12 protein-coding genes are annotated in these 13,113 nt (G+C 56.4%); 3 read left to right on the top strand and 9 right to left on the bottom strand.

The window, feature by feature from the left end:
- The first annotated feature begins 550 nt into the window (after positions 1-550).
- Positions 551-1,273, top strand: a complete 723-nt coding sequence (locus NMD08_RS17865) for an ATP-binding cassette domain-containing protein (protein WP_151224985.1) — start codon at positions 551-553, stop codon at positions 1,271-1,273.
- Here NMD08_RS17865 and bioD read toward each other — a convergent pair.
- Genes bioD through bioB form a run of 4 tightly spaced genes read right to left on the bottom strand, consistent with a single transcriptional unit; the run spans position 1,239 to position 4,863 of the window.
- The gene (bioD, locus tag NMD08_RS17870) at positions 1,239-1,937 is read right to left on the bottom strand and encodes a dethiobiotin synthase (protein ID WP_151219593.1); all 699 of its coding nucleotides are present in this window, start codon (positions 1,935-1,937) and stop codon (positions 1,239-1,241) included. The genes NMD08_RS17865 and bioD overlap by 35 nt on opposite strands.
- Entirely contained in the window at positions 1,930-2,685 is a 756-nt protein-coding gene (gene bioC, locus NMD08_RS17875) for a malonyl-ACP O-methyltransferase BioC (RefSeq protein WP_151224984.1), read from the bottom strand. The genes bioD and bioC overlap by 8 nt, the downstream gene beginning before the upstream one ends.
- Positions 2,672-3,826, bottom strand: coding sequence for an 8-amino-7-oxononanoate synthase (gene bioF / locus NMD08_RS17880; RefSeq protein WP_286543608.1), 1,155 nt, complete (start codon positions 3,824-3,826; stop codon positions 2,672-2,674). Before bioF ends, bioC begins: the two co-directional genes overlap by 14 nt.
- Entirely contained in the window at positions 3,823-4,863 is a 1,041-nt protein-coding gene (gene bioB, locus NMD08_RS17885; protein WP_187252763.1) for a biotin synthase BioB, read from the bottom strand. The genes bioF and bioB overlap by 4 nt, the downstream gene beginning before the upstream one ends.
- Positions 4,864-4,939: 76 nt before the next feature.
- On the opposite strand from bioB, the gene bioA reads away from it, so the two are divergent.
- Positions 4,940-6,229, top strand: coding sequence for an adenosylmethionine--8-amino-7-oxononanoate transaminase (gene bioA, locus NMD08_RS17890; protein ID WP_370618699.1), 1,290 nt, complete (start codon positions 4,940-4,942; stop codon positions 6,227-6,229).
- 57 nt (positions 6,230-6,286) lie between these two features.
- The gene (locus NMD08_RS17895; RefSeq protein WP_370618701.1) at positions 6,287-6,763 is read left to right on the top strand and encodes a kinase inhibitor; all 477 of its coding nucleotides are present in this window, start codon (positions 6,287-6,289) and stop codon (positions 6,761-6,763) included.
- 39 nt (positions 6,764-6,802) lie between these two features.
- Here the strand turns inward: NMD08_RS17895 and hutH are convergent, their stop codons facing one another.
- From hutH to hutI, 5 genes are all read right to left on the bottom strand, one after another.
- Positions 6,803-8,323: a histidine ammonia-lyase gene (hutH, locus tag NMD08_RS17900; protein WP_370618703.1), complete on the bottom strand. Its 1,521-nt coding sequence runs from the start codon at positions 8,321-8,323 to the stop codon at positions 6,803-6,805.
- A gap of 1 nt (position 8,324) precedes the next feature.
- Positions 8,325-10,010, bottom strand: a complete 1,686-nt coding sequence (gene hutU, locus NMD08_RS17905) for a urocanate hydratase (RefSeq protein ID WP_370618705.1) — start codon at positions 10,008-10,010, stop codon at positions 8,325-8,327.
- A gap of 137 nt (positions 10,011-10,147) precedes the next feature.
- The gene (locus NMD08_RS17910; RefSeq protein WP_187252766.1) at positions 10,148-10,867 is read right to left on the bottom strand and encodes a histidine utilization repressor; all 720 of its coding nucleotides are present in this window, start codon (positions 10,865-10,867) and stop codon (positions 10,148-10,150) included.
- Between the two features lie 64 nt (positions 10,868-10,931).
- Positions 10,932-11,873 (bottom strand): formimidoylglutamase, encoded by a 942-nt coding sequence (hutG, locus tag NMD08_RS17915; RefSeq protein ID WP_286543619.1) that lies wholly within the window; start codon positions 11,871-11,873, stop codon positions 10,932-10,934.
- Positions 11,870-13,093 (bottom strand): imidazolonepropionase, encoded by a 1,224-nt coding sequence (gene hutI / locus NMD08_RS17920; RefSeq protein WP_370618707.1) that lies wholly within the window; start codon positions 13,091-13,093, stop codon positions 11,870-11,872. Before hutI ends, hutG begins: the two co-directional genes overlap by 4 nt.
- Between the last annotated feature and the right edge of the window lie 20 nt (positions 13,094-13,113).

Raw genomic sequence — 13,113 nt, forward strand, 5'->3', positions numbered from 1 at the left:
TCAAGCTACCCGATGAAAGTTTTGTGGCAACACATGACACTTCTGCGACAGCCATTGCTTTTATCTAACTTTCTGTAATTTAATGATTATTATCACAAGCCGTCTTTCGCATCAATTTAGTCGCAACCCGCGTCTTCTCTCGCTTACATTGTGTTTTCTAACTCTAATACACAAGGTTATCCACAGGAATAGTGGATAACTGCCTCCAACCCGTATGGACTGTAGCCTGGCAAAAACACCCTGACTCTCTTTTCCGCAGGCATAAAAAAAAATTATCGCTATTTTTTGATATTTATCAGCTAACGAAGCAACCTGGAATGGCCGGGATCTTGCTCGCATTTTCATCATTTTCCTGCCTGCACCATCACGATACCGCCAGGCACTGGCAATGTGCACAAAACAGCCCTTCCCATCTGATGAACCGGACATTTTTGCGCTTTTAGTATGCTATCACGCTGTTTCTACCACGAATCCCGCTTCTGGCAAGAGAATTGCAGGTTTCTTCCGACGACCTGTTAGTGGGGCCGATAACATCATGATGGAGAAATCTATGTTGAGTCTTCGCGCAGTGAATCACTATTACGGCAATCAACACTCATTGTGGGATGTGGATCTCGACCTGCTGCCCGGCAAATGTACCGGCGTGCTGGGGCTTCCGGGGATGGGAAAGACTACGCTTGCCAATTGCATTATCGGCAATTTACCGATTGAAAGCGGAACCATGTTCTGGCATCAGGCTGGCGCACCGCCGCGCGACCTGAGTCCGATTCCGACGGCAAATCGCATTGCGCTGGGTATTAACTACGTTTCACAAGAGAGACGGATTTTTTCACAACTAACGGTCGAGGAAAATCTGCATATTGCGCGTCAGGCGGTTGAAGAAAGCGAAACGATGAACAGCAGCGATATTTACCACCTGTTTCCACAGCTTTTCGAACTGCGTCAGGTCAAAGGAGTGGCATTGTCGGAGGAAAATCAGCACCAGCTTGCGCTCGCCAGCGCGCTGGTCACACGCCCGCGCCTGCTGATCCTCGATGAACCCACGCGAGGAAGTGGTCAGGCTTATATCCACAGGCTGGGTAATCTGATTGTCAAGCTAAGCCAGGAACTTGGCATCGCCATTATGCTCGCGGAGCAGAGCCTGCCGTTTATTCGACGGGTCGCCGATTGCTATTGCCTGTTACACCGTGGGCGTAACGTAGCGCAGGGGCAAATAACACCGTTCGGCGACCCGCTAATTAACGACTGGGGGACAACGCAGATAAAGCGCTAAGATCGATATAATGCCCTGTTGATGCCTGCTCCGGCTTTTCTGCCAGCCAGGGAATTTCCCCCAGCAGCGGTGCCGCAAGCACACGCCTGAGCGTCGCCATATATTCTGCATGACGTTTTCCAGGCGGCGTCACATCATTGGCGACCCATCCGGCAAGGGTCAGTCCGGCCTGCTGCACCGCCTGAGCGGTCAGCATGGCGTGATTGATGCAACCAAGCTTAACGCCAACCACCAGAATCACCGGCAGTTGCTCCGCTTTTACCCAGTCAGAAAAACTCAGTGTTGGCGAAAGCGGCGTAAACCATCCGCCCGCGCCTTCTACCAGTACCCATTCAGCCTGCTCTTCCAGCGTGCGTAATCCCGCAGACATCACGGAGGCCTGAATGGGGCGCCCTTCGTCAGCACTGATGATATGCGGTGAGGTAGGTTCCGCGAAGGTATACGGATTGATGGCTGCATAATCCACGGCTACAACGCTATTGCGCTGTAGAGCCAGCGCATCGCTATTGCGCAGTCCTTCAGCCGTTATTTCACTACCGGACGCCACGGGCTTATAGCCGACGGTTCGTAATCCCAACAACCCCGCCGCCTGGAGCAGCGCGCAGCTGGCAATAGTTTTACCCACTTCGGTGTCTGTCCCGGTGACAAAATACGTGCTAGTCACGTTGAATCACTCCCAAAAATAGATGATAGGTCAGCGGATATCTCCCCTGCTGCTGGGGCCAGGCTAACTGCACCTGGTGCAACTGTGAACGAGTAAGTAAGCGCTGCTCGCGGCCATCATGCAAATGCGTCGCGCCGATGCCTTTCAGCGAGCGCATGGCGCTTAGCGCGTCGTTAAACCACAGCGTGATGGCATGAGACTGGTAGTCAACATTCCAGCCATCCAGGGCGCTTTCCAGCTGTTCCACGGGCAAAAAACGGTTGGCATGCTCCCGGTCATCAACCGCTCGCCACGCCTGACGCAGTTCTGGCATCGAGCCGTGTGCCAGGGTACTAAACGCCACTATCCCGCCCGGGCGTACCACCCGGTACAACTCGCTTAACGCGCCGCGTAAATCGCTACACCACTGCACGGCCAGATTGCTCCAGGCCAGGTCAAAAGTGGCGCTCGCCTGCGGTAGAGCTTCGATATCCGCCAATAAATAGTGATGAGCAACATCGTGACGCTGTGCTTCTGCCAACATTTGCGCCGACAGATCCAGGGCGCTGACTTTGCTCCCCTGCTGCCGCCAGTAACGACTCATACGCCCCGGGCCACAGCCCGCATCCAGCACGTGGTCGAACTGACGACCATCCAGTCGTGCCAGTAACGCATCGGCGCTCTGGCGCTGGAGTTCAGCGTGTTGTTCGTAGAGGGAAGCCGCGCGACCAAACGCGGCGGCAATGGCTTGCTTATCAACCTGCGCCATGCAGCACCTCCAGCAAGCGGTCGATGTCCTGGGGCTCATGCGCCTGGGTCAGCGTGAGACGAAGTCTGGCGGTGCCGACCGGCACGGTGGGTGGACGGATTGCCGTCACCCAGCATCCCTGTTGCCGTAATACCTGCGCCAGTTGCAAGGCTTTATGGTTGTCGCCAACGATCAGCGGCTGAATAGCGCTGTCTGAATGCGCCAGCACTAAATCAGGGGTCGTCATGCCGGCGCGAAAACGCCGGATAAGCATTGTCAGTTTTGCTCTGCGCTCGTCACCTTCACGGCTGCGGATCACTGTCAGCGCAGCGCGTAAAGCCTGAGCCTGCGCCGGAGGCATACTGGTGCTGTAAATCAGATGACGGGCAAACTGCAGCAGATAATCGGCCACGCTGTCTGAACACAGGATTGCCGCGCCGCTGACGCCAAATCCCTTCCCGAAGGTCACCACTAACAGCTCAGGTTTCACCTGTTGATGGAAGCATGAACCGCGCCCTTCCTCACCGGTAACGCCTATACCGTGGGCATCATCCACCAGCAGCCATGCGCTTTGCCGCTCAGCCGCCGCGTGGATTTCAGCCAGTGGCGCGCTGTCGCCATCCATGCTGAACACGCCTTCGGTCACCACCAACTGCTGCCCCGGACAGGAGGCAGCCAGCAGACGTTCCAGATGCTGCGCATCGTTGTGGGTAAAGCGACGTAGCACGGCGGGGCTAAGGCTCGCAGCCTCCAGTAGCGAGGCATGGCTGAGTCGGTCGGCGACAATCCGATCCTCTTTGCCCATCAGCGCGGTAATGACCGCCTGATTAGCCGCAAAACCGGAGATGAACAACAGCGCCCGCGAATAGCCCAGCCAGTGGGCCAGTTCTTCTTCCAGCGCCTGATGCGCAACCGAATAACCGCTGACATGACCCGAGCCACCGCTGCCGACCCCAAAACGCTCTGCCCCCTGCTGCCAGGCACAAATAATCTGAGGGTGGTGGCTTAAGCCAAGGTAGTCGTTGCTGGAGAAATTCAGATACCGGCGATCGTCTGCCTGCAGCCAACGACCGGCGCCCTGCGTCACCGCATAGCGCCGACGCAGGGCATCGGCAGAACGACGCAAAGCGAGCGCATCGTCTATTTTTTGCTGCCAGGTCATACGGTTGCCGCGTTGTAGTAATCGTCGGTATCCGGAGTACGCAGCGCCTGTTCCAGACGTTGCTGCTGTTCGTTATCGCCCGCCAGCACCGCCGTTTGTTGCGGATTCAGACCCAGTTTGCGGAACAACAACAGGTCTTTATCTTCGTTCGGGTTCGGGGTGGTCAGCAATTTGCAGCCGTAGAAAATCGAGTTGGCCCCGGCCATAAAGCACATTGCCTGGGTTTGTTCGTTCATCTGCTCGCGTCCGGCAGAAAGACGCACGTACGACGTCGGCATCATGATGCGCGCAATGGCGATAGTACGAATAAAATCAAACGCATCCACATCGTCGTTATCGGCGAGCGGCGTGCCCTTTACTTTCACCAGCATGTTGATGGGAACGCTTTCTGGCGGGGTGGGTAGGTTCGCCAGTTGCAGCAGCAGACCCGCGCGATCGGTGACCGTTTCCCCCAGTCCCACAATCCCGCCGGAGCACACTTTAATGCCCGCCTCACGCACTTTATCCAGCGTATCCAGGCGCTCCTGATACGAACGGGTGGTAATGATATTGCCGTAAAATTCCGGCGAGGTGTCGAGGTTGTGGTTGTAGTAGTCCAGACCCGCATTGGCCAGGCGCTGGGCCTGAGATTCGTCCAGCGTGCCCAGCGTCATACAGGCTTCCAGCCCCAGTTCTTTCACGCCCTGAACCATCTGTTCCAGGTAAGGCATATCGCGTTCGTGAGGATTCTTCCACGCCGCACCCATGCAAAACCGCGTTGAACCGGCTTGTTTCGCCTTACGTGCAGAGTCCAGAACCTGTTCAACTTCCATCAAACGTTCCGTTTCCAGGCCGGTTTTATAGCGGGAACTTTGCGGGCAGTATTTACAATCTTCCGGGCAGGCACCGGTCTTTATCGACAACAATGTACTGACCTGAACCTGCTGCGGATCGAAGTGCTGACGATGAATCTGCTGCGCTTCAAACAGCAGATCCAGCAGCGGTTTTTCAAATAATTCGGTGACTTGCGACATTGTCCAGCGAGAAGAATGAGCCATATTGGTATACGTTTCGTTGTCAGTTTGGTGTAGACTCGTAAACCTAAATCTTTTTAATTTGGTTTACAAGTCGATTATGACAACGGACGATCTTGCGTTTGACCAACGCCATATCTGGCACCCTTACACCTCCATGACCTCCCCGCTGCCGGTTTATCCGGTGGCGCGTGCCGAAGGTTGTGAACTGATATTAGCCAACGGTGAGATGCTGATTGACGGTATGTCATCCTGGTGGGCGGCGATCCACGGTTACAACCATCCACAGTTGAATGCCGCGATGAAAACGCAGATTGATGCTATGTCGCACGTGATGTTTGGCGGCATTACCCATGCCCCGGCCATTGCGCTGTGTCGCCAGTTGGTGGCGATGACGCCAGAGGCGCTGGAGTGCGTTTTTCTCGCGGATTCAGGTTCGGTCGCCGTGGAAGTCGCGATGAAAATGGCACTGCAATACTGGCAGGCCAAAGGCGAATCCCGTCAGCGTTTCCTGACATTTCGTAACGGTTATCACGGCGATACTTTCGGCGCGATGTCGGTCTGCGATCCTGACAACTCAATGCACAGTCTGTGGAAGGGTTATCTGCCGGAGAACCTGTTTGCGCCCGCTCCGCAAAGCCGGATGGGCGGCGAATGGGACGAACTGGATATGGTGCCTTTTGCCCGTCTGATGGCCGCACATCGCCACGAAATTGCGGCGGTGATCCTTGAGCCGATTGTGCAGGGTGCTGGCGGCATGCGCATGTACCATCCTGAGTGGTTAAAGCGCATCCGTAAAATGTGTGACCGGGAAGACATTTTGCTGATTGCCGATGAAATCGCCACCGGATTTGGTCGCACGGGCAAGCTGTTTGCCTGTGAGCACGCCGATATCACTCCGGACATTTTGTGCCTTGGCAAAGCGTTAACCGGCGGAACCATGACCCTTTCCGCTACCCTGACCACGCGTCAGGTCGCAGAAACCATCAGCAACGGTGAAGCCGGATGTTTTATGCATGGTCCAACTTTCATGGGTAATCCACTGGCCTGCGCCGTCGCCTCCGCCAGCCTGTCGTTACTCCAAACCGGCGAGTGGCGTTCGCAGGTAGCGGCCATAGAAACGCAGCTTCGGACAGAACTCGCCCCGGCGGCAGACTCCGGTTGGGTCGTCGACGTGCGCGTGCTTGGTGCCATCGGCGTCATCGAAACCACGCACCCGGTGAATATGGCCGCGTTGCAAAAATTCTTTGTCGAACAGGGCGTGTGGGTAAGACCGTTTGGTAAGCTCATTTATCTGATGCCGCCGTACATTATCAAGCCCGAACAATTGCGTCGCTTGACCCAGGCCGTCAACGAGGCTGTGCGCAATGCAACATTTTTTAGCGATTAATCAGCGGTAAGCTCTACGGTTTCTGACTACACTTTTTGGCTAACGAGAGGAGTCAGCATGAAACTAATCAGTAACGATTTGCGCGATGGCGAAAAGCTTCCTCATCGCCACGTCTTTAACGGCATGGGGTATGACGGGGATAACATTTCCCCGCATCTGGCCTGGGATGACGTACCCGCTGGGACCAAAAGCTTTGTCGTAACCTGCTACGATCCTGATGCGCCAACCGGCTCCGGCTGGTGGCACTGGCTGGTGGTTAACCTGCCTGCAGATACCCGGGTTTTACCGCAAGGGTACGGCTCAGGGTTGGTTGCGTTGCCGGAAGGCGTAATGCAAACACGCACGGATTTTGGTAAAGCAGGTTATGGTGGCGCCGCGCCGCCGAAAGGTGAAACCCATCGTTATATCTTTACGGTTCATGCGCTGGATGTGGAGCGTCTTGATGTCGATGAGGGCGCCAGCGGCGCGATGGTCGGATTTAATGTCCATTTCCACTCGCTCGCCAGCGCCTCGATTACGGCGATGTTTAGTTAACCTCTGTGCCGGATAAGCGACAGCGTATCCGGCATTGTGTTACAGAAACTCAGGCAACAGTTTCAACAAGGTTCCCTGGGCTAGCAGTTCGGTCGCGCACTCGATATCCGGGGCGAAAAAGCGATCCTGCGTATAGTGGGCAACCTGCGCGCGCAAAGCCAGGCGCGCCTGCTCCAGCAGCGGGCTTGAGGTTAACCCTTCACGCAGGTCAATCCCCTGACACGCCGCCAGCCATTCTACGGCAATCACGCCGCGCGTATTCGCCGCCATCTCCCATAGTCTGCGGCCCGCCGCTGGCGCCATAGAGACATGATCTTCCTGATTGGCGGAGGTCGGCAGGCTGTCCACGCTGTGCGGATGCGCCAGCGCTTTGTTCTCGCTCGCCAGCGCGGCCGCGGTTACCTGAGCAATCATAAATCCGGAGTTCACCCCGCCGTTTTTCACCAGGAACGGCGGCAACTGCGACATATGTTTGTCCATCATCAGCGCAATACGTCGTTCTGATAACGACCCGATTTCCGCGATCGCCAGCGCCAGATTATCTGCCGCCATCGCCACCGGTTCAGCATGGAAGTTGCCGCCAGAAATGACATCCCCCTCTTCGGCAAATACCAGCGGGTTGTCGGAAACCGCATTGGCTTCGACCAGCAGAACATCCATCACCTGGCGCATTTGCGTCAGACACGCCCCCATCACCTGCGGCTGACAGCGCAGAGAATACGGATCCTGCACTTTTTCACAGTTATGATGCGACTGTGAAAGTGCGCTGGTGTCGGTCAATACGTGACGGTACAGCGTCGCAGCATCAATCTGCCCACGCTGTCCTCGCGCGGCATGAATACGGGCATCAAACGGACGACGGGATCCCAGCACGGCTTCGGTGGTCAGCGCCCCGCACACCGTTGCAGACGCAAACAGTTCCTGAGCTTCAATTAGTCCGCGCAGCGCAAAGGCGGTGGAAGCCTGAGTACCATTGAGCAGCGCCAGCCCTTCTTTCGCCTCCAGCGTAATTGGCTCCAGCCCGGCCTTTTTCAGCGCTTCAGTTGCCGGAAGCCATTCCCCCTGCCAGCGCGCTTTACCTTCGCCCAGCAGCGTCAGAGACATATGCGCAAGCGGCGCCAGGTCGCCCGATGCTCCCACCGAGCCTTTCGCCGGGATAAGCGGATACACTTCGGCATTCACCAGTGCGATCAGCGCATCGATCACGCTCAGACGAATACCGGAAAAACCGCGCGCCAGACTGTTGATTTTCAACACCATAATCAGGCGAACCATGGCGTCATCGAGCGCCTCGCCGACGCCTGCCGCATGGGAAAGCACCAGCGAGCGCTGCAAATTCTGCAAGTCTTCCGTGGCGATACGGGTCTGGGCCAGCAAGCCAAACCCCGTATTAATGCCATACGCCGTGCGGCCTTCAGTGACAATATTATTGACGCAGGCGACGCTGGCGTTGATAGCATCAATCGCGGCAGCATCCAGGCTCAGTTTGACCGGCTGCTGCCAGATGTCGCGTAGTTGCGCAAAGCTCAGATGACCCGGTGTTAATGTCATGGTGTTCATATCAGTGTTTCTCCTGCGTCGCAGCAATCATCGGCAAATTCAGCCCTTCTTCGACGGCGCATTCCACCGCAATGTCATACCCGGCGTCGGCGTGACGCATCACCCCGGTCGCCGGATCGTTGTGTAAGACCCGGGCGATACGCGCAGCGGCTTCATCGGTACCATCACACACAATCACCATCCCGGCATGCTGGGAGAAGCCCATTCCTACCCCGCCACCGTGGTGCAGTGATACCCAGGTCGCGCCACTGGCTGTATTAAGCAGTGCATTCAACAACGGCCAGTCGGATACCGCGTCAGAACCGTCGCGCATGGCTTCAGTTTCGCGGTTTGGGCTGGCAACAGAGCCTGAGTCCAGATGATCGCGGCCAATAACAATCGGCGCGGACACTTCACCGCTACGCACCATCTCGTTAAACGCCAGCCCCAGTTTTTGCCGCCATTCCAGGCCGACCCAGCAGATACGCGCCGGTAAACCCTGGAAATTAATCCGCTCACGCGCCATATCCAGCCAGTGGTGCAGGTGTGTATCGTCAGCCACGATCTCTTTCACTTTGGCATCGGTTTTATAAATATCCTGCGGATCGCCGGAAAGCGCCACCCAACGGAACGGGCCAATGCCGCGACAGAACAACGGTCGAATGTAAGCTGGTACGAAGCCGGGGAAATCAAAAGCGTTTTCCACGCCCATCTCTTTGGCCATCTGGCGAATGTTATTGCCGTAATCAAACGTCGGCACGCCCATTTTGCTAAACGCCAGCATCGCCTCGACGTGTGTTGCCATGGAGCGTTTCGCCGCCTGCACCGTGCCCTGCGGATCGGACACCGCTTTCGCCTGATACTCTTCCCAGCTCCAGCCGGACGGCAGATAACCATGCAGCGGATCGTGGGCGCTGGTCTGGTCGGTGACCATATCCGGGCGCACACCACGTCTCACCAGTTCCGGCACAACCTCGGCGGCGTTCGCGCACAGCGCAATAGAGACTGCTTTACCCTCACGGGTATACTTATCAATACGCGCCAGCGCATCGTCCAGTGATGTCGCCTGCTCGTCCACGTAACGGGTACGCAGACGGAAATCGATCCGGCTCTGCTGGCATTCAATGTTCAGCGAACACGCCCCTGCAAGCGTAGCGGCTAACGGTTGCGCCCCGCCCATGCCACCAAGACCGGCGGTCAGTACCCAGCGTCCGTTCAGGTTACCCTGATAATGCTGACGACCTGCTTCAACGAAGGTTTCATACGTCCCCTGCACGATGCCCTGGCTGCCGATGTAGATCCAGCTCCCGGCGGTCATCTGACCGTACATCGCCAGTCCTTTGGCATCCAGCTCGTTGAAGTGTTCCCAGGTAGCCCAATGTGGCACCAGGTTGGAGTTGGCAATCAGCACGCGCGGCGCGTTGTCATGGGTTTTGAACACGCCAACCGGTTTACCGGACTGGACCAGCAGCGTCTCATCGGTCTCCAGTTTGATCAACGCGTTGACGATGGCGTCATAGCACTCCCAGTCCCGCGCCGCACGACCGATCCCACCGTAAACCACCAGCTCATGCGGATTTTCTGCCACATCGGGATCAAGATTGTTCATTAACATGCGCAGCGGCGCTTCGGTCAGCCAGCTTTTGGCCGTTAAGGTGGTGCCTCGTGGGGCACGAATATCCTGCTGACGATACTTGCTATGAGACATGGTAGAGCACTCCTCGCGAACGTTCGGACAGATAAGTAACATATACTTGTCTATACAAGCTATCGCAAGGTCGAATTTAACAATTAAGATACAATTTTATTATACTGCGGCAGCAATCACGGTTTTCATCTCCTGGATCAGGACATGAAACGCCCCTGCAGACGATAGCGGGAACCCGGGAACAGCAAACGGGCATGAGAGACAATGGATGACGCGGACCAGGTCTTGCGGCGGATCAGCAGGCAGGGATCGTGTTCTTTGATGTTCAGCAGCGCGCACTCTTCGGCGCTGGCGCGAACGGCCTCAACGATATGCTCACCTTCGGTCAAGGGGGCTATCAGTGAAAGGTATGCGTGCGGCGTGGTCTGGCTGTAATCCTGCGCCAGATACTCGGGCACAATTTCGGCATTCACGCAGCGATCTTCAATCTGCACGGGTAGGTTGTTCTCGTAGTGCACCATGACAGAGTGAAAAATGGAGGTGCCCTCTTTGACGTTTAACTCCAAAGCCTGCTGCGCGTTTGCCCGGGTTCTCTCCAGGGTCAGCACCTCACATCGGTGCTGATGCTGACGGGCGTTGATTTCATCCGCGATGCTGCGAATTTCAAACAGCGCGGACTGCCCTTTTGGCTCGGCAACAAACGTCCCTACGCCCTGCAAACGCACCAGTAAACCTTCATCGGTTAGCTCACGCAGCGCCCGGTTGATGGTCATGCGGCTGAAACCATACTGCGCCACCAGCTCTGCCTCAGACGGAATGCGATCGTGAGCTTGCCAGATACCGCTGGCTATCTTTTCGCTGATCTCCTGTTTGACCTTTTCGTAAAAAGGCGCCGGAGCAGAACGGGATGGTTGCATGCGTAAGCCTTCCTTAAGCTGAGAATAAGAGTTGCCAAATGGCAGCGTAACGTTATCAGGCACGTCAGTGCCACCAGTGTGCGATTTGCCAGCCAAGCCGCGCCGCAACGCGCGCCGCGTTGCCATCATCGTCAAAACGGGGATTAAATTCAACCATGTCCACCGCTTGTAATTTACCACTGCGACAAAGCGGCTCAATCAGCCTGAGCAATGTAGACAGCGGTACACCCAGCGCGGCAGGAGCGGACACCGCAGGCATTTCCCAGACCGGCAAAACGTCGAGATCGATAGTCAGATAGATAACGTCGACGCTTGATATGAACTGCGCCATCTGCGCCTGCGCGTTATGACAGTGCAGATCCTCCACCACGGTAACATTGCGTTGCTGCGCTTCATCCCACAACGCCTGAGTGTTGGCGGCGCGGTTAACGCCAAAGCAGGCGTAATGAAATTCACGCTGCTGTGCATCACAGAGCTGAGCCAACTGGCGAAAAGGCGTACCAGAAGTCGCCTGGTCAGCATGACGTAAATCCAGGTGGGCATCGAGGTTAACGATACCTACGGTTGAGCGCGGGAAAGCATCCAGCACACCCGCGCCGTGGGCAAAGGCGGTTTCATGCCCCCCACCCAACACGAAGGTGCGCATTTCAGCCTGCTGGCAGCGTTGCACAGCATGGCGTAACGCCTGCTGCGCGCCTTCGAGATCGGGAGCCTGCGCCACAATATTACCCAGATCCACCAGCCGATCATGACCGTGGTGACTGGCTAAATTTGCCAGCGCTTTGCGCAGTGCATCGGGGGCTCCGGCGGCGCCCGTGCGTCCCTGATTTCGTTTCACGCCTTCATCGCAGGCAAATCCCAATAGCGCTATCTGCTCGCGATAGTTTTCAGGGCTAAACGCTGCACTGAGCGTGATGGTCTGAAACAGGCGCAGCGCAGTTGGCGATTCAGCGCGGTCATCACGACCTTGCCAAAGCGCGGGAGAAGCGGGATGCCAGTTCATCATGATGGTTGTCCTCGGAATACGCGCTGGTAGAGTGGGTTACGCCCAGGCTCATACAGGATCTCGACAGGAAGAGTCGCATCCCACACCACAAAATCGGCCACGAACCCGGCCTTCAGTTGTCCGTGAGTGGCATGACGCCCCAGCGCCCGGGCCGCATGGCGAGTTACGCCAGCCCATGCTTCTTCCGGCGTTAAACCAAACTGGATGCAGGCCATGTTCATCGCCCAGTGCAGGCTGATAAATGGGCTGGTGCCGGGGTTGAAATCCGTCGCCACCGCCATTGGGACCTGATATTGACGCAGCAGTTCTACCGGCGGGCGCTGCTGTTCTTTGAGGAAATAGAACGCGCCGGGCAGCAGCACGCCGACCGTGCCGCTTTGGCTCATCGCCGCGACGCCCGCTTCATCCAGATATTCAATATGATCGGCGGATAACCCGTAATAGCGGCTGACCAACTGCGCGCCACCGAGCAGCGACAACTGTTCAACGTGACCCTTAACCGGAATGCCCAACGCCTGTGCGGCCTGAAATACCCGTTCACTCTGCGCGAGGTTAAATCCGACGCTTTCACAGAACAGATCGACGGTCTCAAACAAACCTTGTTCCCACAGCTGCGGCAAAATGGTCTCGCACACCAGCGTAATATAGCCGTCAGGATCATCCCTGAATTCCGCTGGAGTCGCATGCGCAGCCAACAGCGTCGGACTTATTTCCACGATATTTTCCGCCGCCAGCCCCGCCGCCACGCGTAAAATCTTCTCTTCTGTCTGCAAATCCAGACCGTAACCGGATTTAATTTCCAGCAACGTAACGCCTTCGTTGATCAGATGGTCCATCCGCTGATGGGCAACGTGTAAAAGTTGTTCGTCCGTGGCGCTGCGAGTCGCTGATACGGTGGCATTGATCCCCCCGCCCTGGGCGCTTATCTGCTGGTAAGATGCCCCGTTGAGCCGTTGTTCCCACTCGCCTGCGCGGTTTCCACCAAAGACCAGATGTGTATGGCAGTCAATCAGACCCGGCGTAATCAATCTGCCCTGCATATCAAAGGTATTGTCATGTGTACGGTATAATGAGGATTCCGGCACGATAGCGCGAATTTTGCCCTGACGAATAATCAGCGCATGATCGTCCACCAGCCCATACGGGGTATTACGTTCAGGATCCATGGTCGCCAGGCGGACATTACGCCAGATGGCATCATCAGGGAAAAATTGCTGCATTCCACTCACCACTTGTCATA

Source organism: Citrobacter meridianamericanus, from assembly GCF_041320245.1.
Classification (GTDB): domain Bacteria; phylum Pseudomonadota; class Gammaproteobacteria; order Enterobacterales; family Enterobacteriaceae; genus Citrobacter; species Citrobacter meridianamericanus.

Coding starts and splice junctions, on each gene's coding strand:
- NMD08_RS17865 (WP_151224985.1), top strand. CDS start 551: ATGTTGAGTCTTCGCGCAGTGAATCACTATTACGGCAATCAACACTCA.
- bioC (WP_151224984.1), bottom strand. CDS start 2,685: ATGGCGCAGGTTGATAAGCAAGCCATTGCCGCCGCGTTTGGTCGCGCG.
- bioF (WP_286543608.1), bottom strand. CDS start 3,826: ATGACCTGGCAGCAAAAAATAGACGATGCGCTCGCTTTGCGTCGTTCT.
- bioB (WP_187252763.1), bottom strand. CDS start 4,863: ATGGCTCATTCTTCTCGCTGGACAATGTCGCAAGTCACCGAATTATTT.
- bioA (WP_370618699.1), top strand. CDS start 4,940: ATGACAACGGACGATCTTGCGTTTGACCAACGCCATATCTGGCACCCT.
- NMD08_RS17895 (WP_370618701.1), top strand. CDS start 6,287: ATGAAACTAATCAGTAACGATTTGCGCGATGGCGAAAAGCTTCCTCAT.
- hutH (WP_370618703.1), bottom strand. CDS start 8,323: ATGAACACCATGACATTAACACCGGGTCATCTGAGCTTTGCGCAACTA.
- hutU (WP_370618705.1), bottom strand. CDS start 10,010: ATGTCTCATAGCAAGTATCGTCAGCAGGATATTCGTGCCCCACGAGGC.
- NMD08_RS17910 (WP_187252766.1), bottom strand. CDS start 10,867: ATGCAACCATCCCGTTCTGCTCCGGCGCCTTTTTACGAAAAGGTCAAA.
- hutG (WP_286543619.1), bottom strand. CDS start 11,873: ATGATGAACTGGCATCCCGCTTCTCCCGCGCTTTGGCAAGGTCGTGAT.
- hutI (WP_370618707.1), bottom strand. CDS start 13,093: ATGCAGCAATTTTTCCCTGATGATGCCATCTGGCGTAATGTCCGCCTG.